General features: G+C 60.5%; 14 protein-coding genes. 6 read left to right on the top strand and 8 right to left on the bottom strand.

Features of this window, described 5'->3' with window-relative positions:
• Positions 1-13 precede the first annotated feature (13 nt).
• From IB144_RS19695 to IB144_RS19680, 4 genes are all read right to left on the bottom strand, one after another.
• A complete protein-coding gene (locus IB144_RS19695) occupies positions 14-1,414 on the bottom strand; it encodes a sucrose-6-phosphate hydrolase (RefSeq protein WP_023341139.1) in 1,401 nt (466 codons plus the stop codon).
• Positions 1,414-2,784 (bottom strand): sucrose-specific PTS transporter subunit IIBC, encoded by a 1,371-nt coding sequence (locus tag IB144_RS19690; protein ID WP_002892640.1) that lies wholly within the window; start codon positions 2,782-2,784, stop codon positions 1,414-1,416. The genes IB144_RS19695 and IB144_RS19690 overlap by 1 nt, the downstream gene beginning before the upstream one ends.
• 104 nt (positions 2,785-2,888) lie before the next feature.
• Complete coding sequence (locus IB144_RS19685; protein ID WP_048337845.1) at positions 2,889-4,406, bottom strand: carbohydrate porin; 1,518 nt, start codon at positions 4,404-4,406, stop codon at positions 2,889-2,891.
• 164 nt (positions 4,407-4,570) lie between these two features.
• Complete coding sequence (locus tag IB144_RS19680) at positions 4,571-5,494, bottom strand: aminoimidazole riboside kinase (protein ID WP_004142652.1); 924 nt, start codon at positions 5,492-5,494, stop codon at positions 4,571-4,573.
• 238 nt (positions 5,495-5,732) lie between these two features.
• On the opposite strand from IB144_RS19680, the gene IB144_RS19675 reads away from it, so the two are divergent.
• The 3 genes from IB144_RS19675 to IB144_RS19665 all read left to right on the top strand — a co-directional run bounded on the left by IB144_RS19675 (position 5,733) and on the right by IB144_RS19665 (position 7,996).
• Positions 5,733-6,374: a helix-turn-helix domain-containing protein gene (locus IB144_RS19675; RefSeq protein ID WP_004151802.1), complete on the top strand. Its 642-nt coding sequence runs from the start codon at positions 5,733-5,735 to the stop codon at positions 6,372-6,374.
• A gap of 135 nt (positions 6,375-6,509) precedes the next feature.
• The gene (locus tag IB144_RS19670) at positions 6,510-6,854 is read left to right on the top strand and encodes a DUF3302 domain-containing protein (RefSeq protein WP_002892695.1); all 345 of its coding nucleotides are present in this window, start codon (positions 6,510-6,512) and stop codon (positions 6,852-6,854) included.
• Entirely contained in the window at positions 6,854-7,996 is a 1,143-nt protein-coding gene (locus tag IB144_RS19665) for an HlyD family secretion protein (RefSeq protein ID WP_065888884.1), read from the top strand. Before IB144_RS19670 ends, IB144_RS19665 begins: the two co-directional genes overlap by 1 nt.
• 40 nt (positions 7,997-8,036) lie before the next feature.
• Here IB144_RS19665 and IB144_RS19660 read toward each other — a convergent pair whose 3' ends face one another.
• Genes IB144_RS19660 through IB144_RS19650 form a run of 3 tightly spaced genes read right to left on the bottom strand, consistent with a single transcriptional unit; the run spans position 8,037 to position 11,038 of the window.
• Positions 8,037-8,834, bottom strand: a complete 798-nt coding sequence (locus IB144_RS19660; RefSeq protein ID WP_065888885.1) for an ABC transporter ATP-binding protein — start codon at positions 8,832-8,834, stop codon at positions 8,037-8,039.
• Positions 8,831-9,859 (bottom strand): iron ABC transporter permease, encoded by a 1,029-nt coding sequence (locus IB144_RS19655; protein WP_004217904.1) that lies wholly within the window; start codon positions 9,857-9,859, stop codon positions 8,831-8,833. The genes IB144_RS19660 and IB144_RS19655 overlap by 4 nt, the downstream gene beginning before the upstream one ends.
• 60 nt (positions 9,860-9,919) lie before the next feature.
• Complete coding sequence (locus IB144_RS19650; protein WP_009308082.1) at positions 9,920-11,038, bottom strand: ABC transporter substrate-binding protein; 1,119 nt, start codon at positions 11,036-11,038, stop codon at positions 9,920-9,922.
• A gap of 271 nt (positions 11,039-11,309) precedes the next feature.
• Here IB144_RS19650 and IB144_RS19645 point away from each other — a divergent pair, with 271 nt between their 5' ends.
• Both IB144_RS19645 and IB144_RS19640 read left to right on the top strand, forming a co-directional pair.
• Positions 11,310-11,699 (top strand): hypothetical protein, encoded by a 390-nt coding sequence (locus IB144_RS19645; RefSeq protein WP_002892699.1) that lies wholly within the window; start codon positions 11,310-11,312, stop codon positions 11,697-11,699.
• Between the two features lie 179 nt (positions 11,700-11,878).
• On the top strand, positions 11,879-12,334 hold the full coding sequence (locus tag IB144_RS19640) for an RcnB family protein (RefSeq protein WP_002892701.1): 456 nt from the start codon (positions 11,879-11,881) through the stop codon (positions 12,332-12,334).
• A 64-nt stretch (positions 12,335-12,398) separates the two neighbouring features.
• On the opposite strand, the gene IB144_RS19635 is transcribed toward IB144_RS19640, so the two are convergent.
• Entirely contained in the window at positions 12,399-12,524 is a 126-nt protein-coding gene (locus tag IB144_RS19635) for a hypothetical protein (protein WP_065888887.1), read from the bottom strand.
• On the opposite strand from IB144_RS19635, the gene IB144_RS19630 reads away from it, so the two are divergent.
• Positions 12,487-12,624: a hypothetical protein gene (locus IB144_RS19630; protein WP_065888902.1), complete on the top strand. Its 138-nt coding sequence runs from the start codon at positions 12,487-12,489 to the stop codon at positions 12,622-12,624. The genes IB144_RS19635 and IB144_RS19630 overlap by 38 nt on opposite strands.
• The last annotated feature ends 39 nt before the right edge of the window (positions 12,625-12,663 follow it).

The following is a 12,663-nucleotide window of genomic DNA, read 5'->3' as shown; positions in this document are numbered from 1 at the left end:
GAAAGCAAAACGCTTATTCTACCATGCATGGCCGCAGCAGCCAGCGGCAGAATGCCACCGGCGTCGCACCGCTGAAGATGAGCTGCCCCGGATAGCCCGGGAAGAAGCGGCTGCTCATCACCCCCTCGCCATCGTTGATGAAAATCTCCACGCTGGAGCGGTCGATAAAGATCCGCAGGCGTCGCGCCTCGCCGCGCCAGTAGCGGTGATGCATCTCTGCCGTCTGCAGGCCGCGGCGCGACAGACGTAGGCCGTCGCGATTGACGGTGAGCTGCAGGGCGCCGGCAAAGTCCAGCCCCAGCGTGCTGTTGGGGGCGATGTCAAAGGCCAGCTCCATCGGGGCGAGGGGCAGGGTCTGCCCGCGCCAGCCCTGGGCTTCCCCGCGCAGGGCGACCAGCTCGCGCAGCGGACGCTGATACAGAGTGCCAGCCTGCCACTCCAGCTCACGCACGCAGGTCATCTGATGGATCCAGCCCTGCGCGCGGGTGGGCTGATGCATCTCGTCCCCGTCGGGGACGCCCATCCAGCCGACCAGCAGGCGGCGGCCATCGTCGGCCTGCATGGTCTGCGGCGCGTAGAACTCAAATCCGCTGTCCAGCTCGTGCAGCGGGCCGTGGTCGAAGATCCCGCGTTCGGCGTCGAAGCGGCCTGCCATCCACACCGCCGGATAGGTATTGAGAAAGCGCTGCGCTTCGCGGGCCAGCCCCTGCGGGCAGCAGATCAGCAGGTGGGTGTCCGCCAGCGGAAAGAGATCCGGGCACTCCCACATGTAGCCGGCGTTCGCCAGGCCGTTCACGTCGTGCCCGGCGATCTCGCCCACCAGGCGCCACTCCCGCAGGTCGCTGGCGGTAAACAGCAGCACTTTGCCACGCTGTTGCACATCCTGCGCCCCAAGAACCATGTACCAGCGCCCGTCCTGCCGCCACACTTTAGGGTCGCGCACATGGCCGGTATAGCCTTCTGGCAGCGGCAGCACCGGCCCCAGCTTGCGGAAGGTGCCATCGGCATTCTCGGTCGCCAGACATTGCCAGGCGGTGCGCCCGCCGTCGGGGAATTTCACGTTGCCGGTGTAGCACAGAGTCAGGGCGCCCTCGAACTCGACCGCGCTGCCAGAGTAGCAGCCGTTGCGGTCATACTCTTCATCCGGCATCAGGGCGATAGGTTCGTGCCGCCAGTGCAGCAGATCGGCAGAGCTCCAGTGTCCCCAGCACTTATAGGTATGGTCGCAGGCGAGCGGGTTCCACTGATAAAACAGGTGGTAACGCCCGGCGACCTGGCAAAAGCCGTTAGGATCGTTCAGCAGTCCGTTGACCGGCGCCAGATGCCATTGCGGATAATGGCTGTCGGCCAGCGCCTGCGGCTGGCCCTGCATAACGGCCTGCAGGATCGCAGGCAGGCGTGACGGTAATGACATTATTCAGCGTCCGTTTTGTATTTCAGCGTCAGAGAGAGCGCGAAGGCCACGGCGAAGGCGATCGCCATTCCGATAATGTAGTTCAGCAGCGAGCTGGCCTGCACGATAGCCATCCCCGGGATCGCCGTCAGGCCTACCGCGGTCATGTAGACGTGCATCGACACCACCCAGGCGCCGCCGGCGGCACCGCCCACCAGCGCGGCGATAAACGGTTTCACAAAGCGCAGGTTAATCCCGAAGATTGCCGCCTCGGTGATCCCCAGCATCGCCGAAAACGCCGACGGCAGGGTGATGGCTTTTATTTTGGCATCTTTGGTTTTAAACCACACCGCAAAGCAGGCGCCGCCCTGGGCGACGTTGGCCATCGCCCAGATCGGCAGCAGGAAGTTGACGCCAATCGATGGGTTGCCCAGCAGTCCGGCCTCGATGGCATGGAAGCTGTGATGGATACCGGTAATGACGATCACCGAATAGAGGCCGCCGAACAGCAGGCCCGCCAGCCAGCCGGCGTGGCTGATAAGCGTGCTGAGGATAAACGAAATGCCGTCGCCGAGCGCGCGACCGGCCGGGCCGATCAGCAGCAGGGCGATAAAGCCGGAGATAATCACCGTCAGGAACGGAGTGAGGATCAGGTCCAGCGCGTCAGGGATCACGCGGCGCAGCCGCTTCTCGACCATGCTCATAAACCACACCGCCAGCAGCACCGGGAAGACGGTGCCCTGGTAGCCGATCATCGCCACTTCGATGCCGAAGAAATTCATGGTGTGGAAGCCGGCGGCGACGCCCCAGGCGTTGGTCAGCGCCGGGTGGGTGAGGATCCCGCCGAGGGTCGCGCCCAGATAGGGGTTACCGCCAAATTCGCGGGCGGCGGTAAAGCCGATCAGGATCGGCAGAATGATAAACGCCGCCGAACTGCACATATCCAGCATGATATAGAGAGCGTTGCTCGGGTCGACCCAACCGTAGGTTTTCACCATCCCCAGCAGGCCCATCAGCAGGCCGGAGGCGACGATGGCCGGAATAATCGGCACGAAGATGTTGGACAGCAGGCGGGCGATGCGCTGGAACGGGTTCAGCTTTTTCGCCGCCAGGTCGGCGGCTTCGGATTTGCTCGATTCGCTGATGCCTGCGGCCTGGATAAAGGCGGCATAGACTTTATTGACCACCCCGGTGCCGAAGATGATCTGCATCTGTCCGGCATTGCGAAAGCAGCCTTTCACCCCGTCGATTTTGCCAATCGCCTGCTGATCGGCGAGCGCGTCGTCGACCAGCACCAGCCGCAGGCGGGTGGCGCAGTGCGCGGCGCTGGCGATGTTTTCCTTGCCGCCCAGCAGGGGAAGCAGTGAGCGGGAAATCTGTTCAAAATCCATAGTACCCTCTAAATGCATGATGATATGGCGTGGGCGGCGCCAGCCGTGGCAGGCGCCGCGAACCTTATATTTATGTGTTATTTACCCTGTCGCCCCGGTGGCCGTCAGAACCAGGTCTCCATTTGCATACCGAACGACCATTCGCCGCCCGATTTGAATCCGTTGCTGCCTAACGCGTCATCGTTGGCGTAGTTGTCCAGTTTTTTGCTCCAGTCCATCCACGATGTATAGAAGCGGATCTCCGGCCGCGAGAAGAAGTCGCCGATGCTGCCCACCTTGAAGGTCGGGGCGAAGGTCAGCTTGTAGAAGCTGCCATTGACCGCATGGCGATCGTTGTAGCCTTCAGGCTGCAGATCCATGTACTGATAGCTGCCCTCCCAGGCGAGGGCGAAGTTCTGCGTCACTTCCTGAATCAGACGCAGGTTGAGGGTGGCCCACTGATAGCTGTCGCCATCGACATAACGATCTTTACTGCTCTGCGCCAGCACGGCCGGGGCAATAAACCAGCGATCGCTCAGCGGCGTGGTGCCATAGCTGGCGAAGCGCCAGGTATTGGCCCCCGGGCGCAGCGCGCCGTCGGAGCCGATGCCTTTAACCTCGGCGCCCAGCCCGTGGCCGTACAGCAGGGCCGTTTTGCTGCTCCCGTCGCGCAGGCCATAGAAGCTCTCATTGTGCAGGCCCAGCAGGGCATGAACCCCGGTGTTAGCGGCATCGCCTTTCACCAGATTGCCGTTCGCGTCCTGGCGGTCGTCATTATCTTTCGCCCGCATCCCGCTGACCATCATCTGCACCGGGCCGGCAAAGTTATTCATGCTGACGATATAGTTCTGCACGCTGTTGCTGCTGTCGGCGATATCGCCAAAGTTGCGGCCGTATAACGAGAAGTTGCTGCGCAGGCTGTCGTTCCATTTCACGTCGTAGATCCCGCCGCCGGTCCCGGCGAGGAACACCACATCCGAGTCAATCCAGTGGATGTCGAAGTTGTCGCGGTCAAAGCGTTTCCCGGCCCACAGGGTCGAGCCTTTGAACGGGCCTTCGAAGGTCGGCAGGTTGCCCAGCTCAACGAACGCCTGGCGCACGTTCAGATCGCTGCTGCTTGCCGTCCAGTCGTTATAGGTGGTCTGTCCGTCGGCCACCATCACTTTGAAACGGGTGGTCGCCCCGTTGTCCAGGGTCTGTTTATGTTCGAGGTTCATTTCCACATAGGTGTCGGCCTGGTTGCCCAGGCGACCAATGGCGCCGCCGGTCTCCCCGGCGGGGGTCATATAAGCGCCGGATTTGGTACTGGCGGCCGAGTCGTTCATGATCACCCCGGAACGCGCATAGCCGTGGAACTCAAAGCCGCCGGGCCGTTCGGCTTTTTCTTCCAGTTGAGTGGTGCGCCTGGCCACCTGCTGGGTGGTGGCCTGGGTTTGCTGCTGCTGCTGGGTTAACTGCTGAACTTTCTGCTCCGCTGAGGCGGCGCGGCTTTCGGCAGTGCTGGCGCGGGTCTCGGCGTCCTGCAGGCGTTTTTCCAGGGCGGCGAGACGCGCTTCAATGCTGTTCAGGTCTGTCTGCCCATGGGCGGCGGCGGTGCCGGTTAGCAAAGCAATAAGAATGGCTAACTTCCGTTTTTTATACATGTTGGTGACATCCAAAGGTAAATCAGTGAGTGTGCTAATGTTTGCTAAACCGGTTTAGTTGATATGGTAAACATGTCGGTAACGCGGTGAAAATAAAAATTGCTAAACCGGTTTAAGAATTGTGATGTCGCCAGCAAAGTGGGCCGTTAACCGGCCCAAGGGGATCACAGCGAGCGCTGAAGATCGTCCCTGTAGGGCAGGGCGGTCATGGCGCCTTTGGCGGTGGTGGCCAGCGCGCCGCAGGTTTGCGCCAGCGCGAGGTCGGGAGCCAGGGCTGCGAGGTTGTCCGGGATACCGTGGGCGGCGAGGCCGGCGAGTAGCCCGGCGACAAAGGCATCGCCGGCGCCGGTGGTATCGACGGCCACCACCGGGCGGGCAGGGAAGTGGCTAACCTGCCCGCGCAGGGCGGCCTGGACCCCCGCTTTACCCTGGGTCACCAGCAGTAGCGTCGGCTGGAAGCGGGCGTTCAGCCGGGCGATGCCGCTGACGATGTCGTCGCTGCCGCTGATAAACGCCAGCTCCTCTTCCGAAAGTTTTATGGCGTCGGCGAGGGCCAGCGCCCGGTCGAGACAGTCGCGAAGGTCCTGCGGATCCTGCCACAGGTCGCTGCGGATATTGGGGTCGAAGCTGACATAGCCCCCGGCGCGCTTTATCGCCTCCATCGCCGCGAATGTCGTGCTGCGGCTCGGTTCCGCGCTGAGAGCGATGGAGCAGACGTGCAGCCACTGACCGGCGGCAAACGGCGGGAGATCCTCGGGCTGAAGGAACAGGTCGGCGCTCGGACGGACCATAAAGGTAAAGGTGCGCTCCCCGTGGCTATCGAGATCGACCACCACCGTGGAGGTGCGCTGCGCCGCATCGAGGCGCATATAGTTCACATCCACTTGCTCCTGCGCCAGGGTGTGACGCATAAAACGGCCGAAGGGATCGTCGCCGACGCGGCCGATAAACCCGCTGTCACCGCCGAGCCGCGCCACGCCGACCGCCACGTTGGCCGGCGCGCCGCCGGGGCATTGCAGCAGGCGGCCCTCTCCATCGGGCAGGAGATCGACGACCGCATCGCCGAGTACCCAGATTTTTCCATTCATACGACAAGCTCCTCTAAGCTAAACTTTATTAAACCGGTTTAGCTCATTAAAGCACAGCCCACCGGTAAGCGGAACGATTGGGTCACGAAACAGGGAGGCGAGGGTAAAAAATGTGAGCCAGGCGGAATATTTCGCCACTCCAGATCTGGACTTTTCCTTCCCCACCCGCTTAGGTATAGTTCAACAGGTCGCGGTTAGCCCCGCCGCGGTGGCCAAAGGTAAAGGAGTGCGTAGCGCGATGAACCCCAGTTTTGGCGATATTTACGATCGGTACCAGAAGCTGACGCTGACTACGCATCTGCCGGCGGTGATCGCCTGCAGTGAAACGCTGAGTTTGGGCAAAGACCAGGGCTTTATTCCGCAGCCGGGCTATCTCTACTTTCTGCTGCAGGGGCAAATGACATTGGCCTTTGGTGATGAGCAGAACCTGGTCGGGATTGTTATCGCGCATATGCCGTTAGGATTACTGGAACATTATTGTCCGTCGGTCGCGCTCTATTATCAGTGTCTGGGCGAGTGCCAGCTGGCGAAAATAACCGCCAGCGATTTTGAGCGAATATTCTTTCATTCGTCGCCGGGCTATATGCAAGAGCTGACCACGATCCTGGCCTATATGGGCATATTTGCCCTTGATGCCCACTATGAACGCGGCAGCCAGACCAGCTTTCAGACCATTAAATCGATGCTGTCGCGCTATTTATATCGCGGCGAAATTGATGGGGGTCAGCATGAGAGCCTGTCGGCATTTATTATTAAACGAACCAATCTCTCGCGCAGCTATGTGTACCAGGTGCTGGCCGCGCTGCGCGAGGGGGGATATATCACGGTGAAAAAAGGCAAGCTGATCTCCATCGACCGTCATATTCCTGAGAAATTCTAAATCCGATTCGGCAGATTCACGCCATCACGTTGCTATTACCGCCAGGGAAAGCGCTAAGCGCGCTTTTTCCCCCGGCCCCGTTACGCCTGAATCTGGCTGTTTTATTTATTTAACCTTGCACTCTGGAGTTATTTTATGACCCTGGACTATGTGGCGCTGGCCATTCTGATCGCCGTGGCCTTAATACTTTTTTATGGCGTGATTGTTATTCACGATATTCCTTATGAAATCGCCAAAGAGCGGCGTCATCCTCATCAGGATGCGATTCATTATGCCGGTTGGGTCAGCTTATTTACCCTCCACGCGCTGTGGCCCTTGTTATGGATCTGGGCGACGCTGTGGCGCGAAGACCGCGGATGGGGGATGCGCCACATTGCCGACGAGCAGCAGGCGCTGCATCAGCGTCTGGAAACGGTGGTCCAGCAGCTGGAACAGGTCCAGCGCGAGGTGGACGTTCTGAAAGCGAAGGAGGCAAAATAATGGAAACGTTAATGTTGCTGACCTACGCCGCGCTATGCATCGTGGTGTTTAAAGTTTTTCGCATCCCGCTCAATAAGTGGACCGTACCGACGGCGGTGCTCGGCGGTATCGCCCTGATTGGCGCGGTGATCTTCGGGATGAACTACAACTTCCCTTATACCGACGTCGGTAACCAGGTGTTTCGCACCGTGCCGATTGTGTCGCAGGTACGCGGCCGGGTGCAGAGCGTACCGGTGAAGCCTAACCAGATGCTGCATAAGGGCGATGTACTGTTTACCCTCGACCCGACGCCGTTCCAGACGAAAGTAGACGATCTGCAGGCGCAGATAAAAGCAGCCAGTCAGGATGCGCTCTCCTTAAACGCGGCGTTAAGCCAGGCGCAGGCCGAGCTGAGCCGTGCGGTGGCCCAGCGCGACCAGTCGCGGCGGGAGTATGCCCGCTATCGGAAGGGCCATGCCCAGGGCGCCTTCTCCGATCAAATGGTTGATACCCGTCTGCAGACGTGGAAAGCCGATGAAGCCAGCGTCAGCGCGGCTCAGGCGAAGGTGGTTCAGGCGCGTAATGCGCTGGACTCGGTGGTGAAGGGCAAAAACACCACCGTGGCCTCCCTGCTGGCGCAGCTGCAAAAGGCGCAGTTTCAGCTGGAGAACACCGTCGTCCGCGCCCCGGAGGATGGCTATGTCAGTACCGTCGGCTTACGGCCGGGCACCATGTCCACTGCGCTGGGGATGATCCCGCTGATGACCTTTGTGCCGGTGGAGGGCGCCGCCTCGCGGGAGTACGTCGCGGCATTTCGCCAGAACGCCCTGCAGCGTCTGCACAAAGGCGAGCCCGCGGAGCTGATGTTTCCGGCTATCCCGGGCACCGTCTTTCGCGGAGAAGTGGCCGACGTGCTGCCGGCGATTGGCGAGAGCCAGTTCCAGGGGCAGGGCAAACTGCTGACCACAGACGCGCTCAATACCCATGGCCGGGCGCTGGTGGTGCTGAAGGTGACCGATCCGCGATTTGCCGAATACGCTCTACCGCAGGGGGCTACCCTCGAGGCGGCGGTCTACTCGGATCATCTGAAAGAGCTGTCGCTGATCAGGAAGATCCTGATCCGCATGAAGAGCTGGGAAAACTATATCTATCTCGATCACTAAGCCGGCGGGCGCGGGGCGGACGAACCGCCCCGCGCCGCGGTCAGACCTCGCTGTCCACCAGGCCGTCAATAATCACCTGCCGCACCCCCTGCGAACAGGGTTCAATACGCCCGCGCACCCCATAGACGGCCGCCAGAGTCTCGGGAGTGATGACCGCGGCCGGGGTGCCGTCGCCGAGCAGCTGGCCCGCCTTGAGCATCAGCACGTGGTCGGCGTGACGCAGGGCAATATTGATGTCGTGCACCACCACCAGGGTCACGATGTTGCGCCGCCGGGTCTCCCGGCGCACCAGATCCATCACGTGAAACTGGTAGTTGAGGTCAAGGGCGCTGAGCGGTTCGTCGAGCAGCAGCAGGCGCGGCTGGCGGATCAGCGACTGGGCGAGACCCACCAGCTGCTTTTGCCCGCCGGAGAGCTGATCGAGGTAGCTCATCGCCAGATGGGCAATCCCCAGCTGTCGCAGCAGCGCCATCACTTCCTCCTGGCGCTGCGGACTGTGGCGTCCTCCGGCGGCGCGCTGGGCAACGATAATCGACTCCAGCACATGCAGATGCACGCCGGCGGGCAGCGTCTGCGGAAGATAGACCACCTGCTCTGCGCGACGTGAGAACGGCTGCGTCAGCAGATTTTCCCCCTCCAGCAGCAGCTCGCCGCGGCAGGGGCCCAGACCCGCCATCGCCCGCATTAACGTTGATTTACCGCTGCCGTTTGGCCCCAGCAGCGCGGTGATTTTCCCTCGCGGCAGATGGGGAACCGTCAGGTTCTCGATCACCTTGCGTCTGGGGTAGCCGGCGCTGAAGTGAGACAGCGACAGCCCGGATAATGTCTGGTCGCTCATACCTGCCCCCGATGACGTAAAATGATGCTCAAAAAGAAGGGGACCCCGACCAGGGAAGTGACGATCCCCACCGGAATAATGGCCCCGGGGATCAGGTTTTTCGAGGCGATGGAGGCCAGGGAGAGCACCAGGGCGCCGATCAGCGCGCTGGCGGGCAGGTAAAAGCGATGGTCTTCGCCGAAGAGCATCCGCGCAATATGCGGCGCCACCAGGCCGATAAAGCCGATTGGCCCGACAAAGGCCACCGAAAGCGCTGACAGGATGCTGATCCGCAGCAGCGTGGTCAGGCGCAGACGGCGAACGTTAATGCCAAAGCTGATGGCCCGGTCCTCGCCCAACCGCAGGGCGGTCAGCTTCCACGCGCTGCGCAGCGACAGGGGCATCACCAGCGCCAGGGCGACCAGCAGGATGGCGACTTTGCTCCAGGAGGCGCGATCGATGCTGCCCATGGTCCAGAACACCAGCCCCTGCAGCGTGTCTTCGTTGGCGATGAACTGCAGCATCGAGACCAGAGCGTTAAAGGTAAAGACCAGCGCGATGCCGAACAGAATGACGCCGGAGGTGGCCACCTGGGTCCAGCGGGTGATGCCGTCCAGCAGCAGGGCCGCCAGCAGGGCGAAGATAAAGGCGTTGGCCGAGATAAACCACTGGCCGGGAATACCGGGCAGGCCAATACCGAGCACAATCGCCAGCGCGGCGCCAAACGCCGCAGCCGAGGAGACGCCGAGGGTAAACGGGCTGGCCAGCGGGTTATTGAGGATGGTCTGCATTTCGGCGCCGGCCAGTCCCAGCGCCAGACCGACGATAATCGCCATCACCGCATAGGGCAGGCGGATATCCCAGACGATGGCGCGCGTGCCCGGATCGGCGCTGGCCGGATCGGTTAACGTCTGCCACAGGCTCTGCAGCGGCAGACCGGAGGGGCCGAGCATAAAATCGAGTAGCAGCGACGCGACAATCAACAGCGCCAGCAGGAGGATCAGCAGCAGACGGCGACGCACGATACGGCGATAATCATTCATCACGCCAGAGGTCCCGGCGGGCAGCCCGTCGAGCACGGAGTCGGAGGTTAAACGCATGCCGGATTACTCGCTCTGCTGCCAGGAGAAGACGAACGGCTGGTCCGGCAGGTCGGTGAAATGGCGCACGATATAATGGTACGTCTCATCCGGGTTGAGATCGCCGAAGGCCTGCGGGTAGATATCTTTCGCCAGGTATTCCATGCCGACAATATTCCACGGGTGGTTATAGAAGTGGTGATAAACGCCATAGGCCCGCTTTTCCTGTACCGCCGGGATCTGGCTGACCCCAGGTCGCGCCAGCAGCGTCTGCGCCTGGGCCTTCACCGCCTCTGGCTTAACCGCATAACCCAGGGGCAGCACCTGGCTGTTGCCGCGCTTCGAGCCGGTCATGATCCAGGCGTCGGGCTTCATGCTGATGATTTTCTCCAGCGAAACGAACCCGGAGGCGCCCGGCAGCAGCTGCGAACCGATATTGTTCGCCCCGACCGCCTCCACCAGCCCGCCCCAGCCGCTGTGGCCATGAGTAAAGCAGCAGGCGTCGCTGTTGCCGGCCAGCGCTTCCACGAAGACGTTGGCCTTCGGCGTGATGGCCGCGGTTTTCTGGCGAATCGTCTGCAGCTGCTGACGATAGTAATCGGTAAAGGCTTTGGCCTGGCTCTCGCGGTTAAGGACTTTGCCCAGCAGGTCGATGCTGGGGGCGGTATCTTTCGCCGGGGCGATCTCATAGTCGACAAACAGCACCGGAACGTGCAGGGCGCTGAGCTTGTCGATGACGCCGCTCTCCATCAGCGCTGGCCTGGCGCGCAGCTGGGCGATCATCAGATCCGGCTGACGGGCGATGACGCTTTCAAGATCGACGTTCCCTTTATCGCTGAAGCCCATGTCAAGGATCGTGGCTGACTGCGGCCACGTCGTTTTCAGCATCTGCCAGGTGGCAACATCCTGCTTTTTCGCCAGATTATTCCATGCCACCAGCCGTTTAAACGGATTGTCCCGATCCAGCAGGGCGAGGGTCATAATGTCGCGGCCATCCTGCAAAATAATACGCTGCGGCTCTTTGGCGAGGGTGACCTGCCGGCCGTCAAGGTCCGTGACCGTCAGGGGATATTGGGTTGCATAGCTGAGGAGGGGCGTCGCGAGCAGCGCAGTAAGTAACAGCGATCTTACTGATTTTCTTGCCATAAAATGAGTTCCGTTTGCCAATTTATAAATATAATGATTCTGAGAATTATTCTCGAGTAAACGTCAACGGCAAGTATATCAAGGGCAAATTTCATAAAATGTAACAAACATGTTGGAAATTATGCCAACGCCGACAGGGCGCGCGCGGCGGCAGCATTTTCTGCCAAGGCTGGAGGTCGAAGACGTTTTTCAGGCTAATTCCTAATGTCATCCCCGGTTCGTTGTGCCATCCTGAATGCGACTCATAACACGACACGTGAGAGAGGATATTATGAAAAAAGCAATGATTGCGTTATCGGCTATTCTGGTTGCGGCTCCGGTTTTTGCTGCGACAACACATGCAACAGATGATACCGTCGCGGCGGCGAATGCCAACGCCAACACCGCTAAAGAGAAGCTGCATCAGGCCCAGCACGAGGGCGAAGAGCAGCAGCTGAAGGCGAAACACGCCGCCGAAGGCAAGCAGGACAGCGTCGGCAGCCAGGTGAGCGAAGGCGCGCAGAAAACCTGGAACAAGACCAAAGAAGGCACCGAGAAGGGGTGGGATAAGACCAAAGAGGTCAGTGAAAAAGGCTGGAACGCCACCAAATCCGGTGCGGAAAAGGGCTGGGATAAAACCAAAACCGGCGCCGAAGAGTTAAAAAATAAAGTGACTGAATAAGTCCTTTTACCTGTCTGAATAAAGGTCGCGAAAGCGGCCTTTTTTATTGTCCTTCCTCCCGCAGCCTGGCTGTTGCGCAGCACAGCAACTGCCGATGCCAGGAATCGTCCTGGTTAACCAGTTACTCACTCTTTCTTCACATTTGCCCGGTACAAAGGAGCTGAATCAGGAGGTGTACCATGAAAAAGATGATTTCTCTGGCAGTAATTTTATCCTGTGTGCTGAGCGTCCCGGCCTTTGCCGATGGCCCGAACGACGGCCATCGTCCGGGGCAACCCACGGTGTGGCAGAACGGTCCGGACCATGACGGGCATGCACCGCAGGGCGGACCTGACGCGCATCATCAGGGCGACCATGACCAGCGTGGCCCGGATCGCGACGGCCATGACAAACGCGATCTGGCACGTCATGAGCAGGACCATTTCGCCTGGCGCGGGAACGATTTCCGCAAAGGCCACCCGGCTCCGGCGCCGTTCCGTGGCGATGAATATCGCGTCCGCGACTGGAGCGACCGCGGCCTGCCGCCCCCGCCGGAAGGCCATCACTGGTCCTATATCGACGGTAACTATGTGCTGATCGCCGCGGCGACCGGGATCATCACCTCGATTCTGGTAAGTGGCGCCCTCGGCCACTAAATGCGCTGCTCCGCGACGCCGGGTCAGGAAAAGCCTGATCCGGCGATGGCGCACTCGCGGAAAGCTACGGATCCAGCGCAGCATCCGGCCAGTATTTATAACCATTGATCGTTGCCTGGGCGGCCAGCCCTTTTTCGGTCAGATGATAAACGTTGATCTTCGAGAGCAACGAGGCGGTATCTGACGCCACGCCGCTGGAAGCGGCGGCGATCGGCGCGCTGCAGCCCGCCAGCGCAACGATTGCGAGAAGGAAAAGCCTCTGTAATTGCCTGCCCGTTTATTTTATATAACGCTGGATGTGGCCGTGCATGGTAGGGTAAATAACGGGA

Source organism: Klebsiella sp. K4, from assembly GCF_014596785.2.
Classification (GTDB): Bacteria; Pseudomonadota; Gammaproteobacteria; order Enterobacterales; family Enterobacteriaceae; genus Klebsiella; species Klebsiella pneumoniae.
This window is presented reverse-complemented; position numbering and strand designations above follow the sequence as displayed.

What these genes read in the sequence shown, in the direction of transcription:
- IB144_RS19665 (WP_065888884.1), top strand. Translation starts at nt 6,854, where the DNA reads ATGGAAACGTTAATGTTGCTGACCTACGCCGCGCTATGCATCGTGGTG.
- IB144_RS19650 (WP_009308082.1), bottom strand. Translation starts at nt 11,038, where the DNA reads ATGGCAAGAAAATCAGTAAGATCGCTGTTACTTACTGCGCTGCTCGCG.
- IB144_RS19640 (WP_002892701.1), top strand. Translation starts at nt 11,879, where the DNA reads ATGAAAAAGATGATTTCTCTGGCAGTAATTTTATCCTGTGTGCTGAGC.
- IB144_RS19645 (WP_002892699.1), top strand. Translation starts at nt 11,310, where the DNA reads ATGAAAAAAGCAATGATTGCGTTATCGGCTATTCTGGTTGCGGCTCCG.
- IB144_RS19660 (WP_065888885.1), bottom strand. Translation starts at nt 8,834, where the DNA reads ATGAGCGACCAGACATTATCCGGGCTGTCGCTGTCTCACTTCAGCGCC.
- IB144_RS19685 (WP_048337845.1), bottom strand. Translation starts at nt 4,406, where the DNA reads ATGTATAAAAAACGGAAGTTAGCCATTCTTATTGCTTTGCTAACCGGC.
- IB144_RS19690 (WP_002892640.1), bottom strand. Translation starts at nt 2,784, where the DNA reads ATGGATTTTGAACAGATTTCCCGCTCACTGCTTCCCCTGCTGGGCGGC.
- IB144_RS19675 (WP_004151802.1), top strand. Translation starts at nt 5,733, where the DNA reads ATGAACCCCAGTTTTGGCGATATTTACGATCGGTACCAGAAGCTGACG.
- IB144_RS19680 (WP_004142652.1), bottom strand. Translation starts at nt 5,494, where the DNA reads ATGAATGGAAAAATCTGGGTACTCGGCGATGCGGTCGTCGATCTCCTG.
- IB144_RS19695 (WP_023341139.1), bottom strand. Translation starts at nt 1,414, where the DNA reads ATGTCATTACCGTCACGCCTGCCTGCGATCCTGCAGGCCGTTATGCAG.
- IB144_RS19670 (WP_002892695.1), top strand. Translation starts at nt 6,510, where the DNA reads ATGACCCTGGACTATGTGGCGCTGGCCATTCTGATCGCCGTGGCCTTA.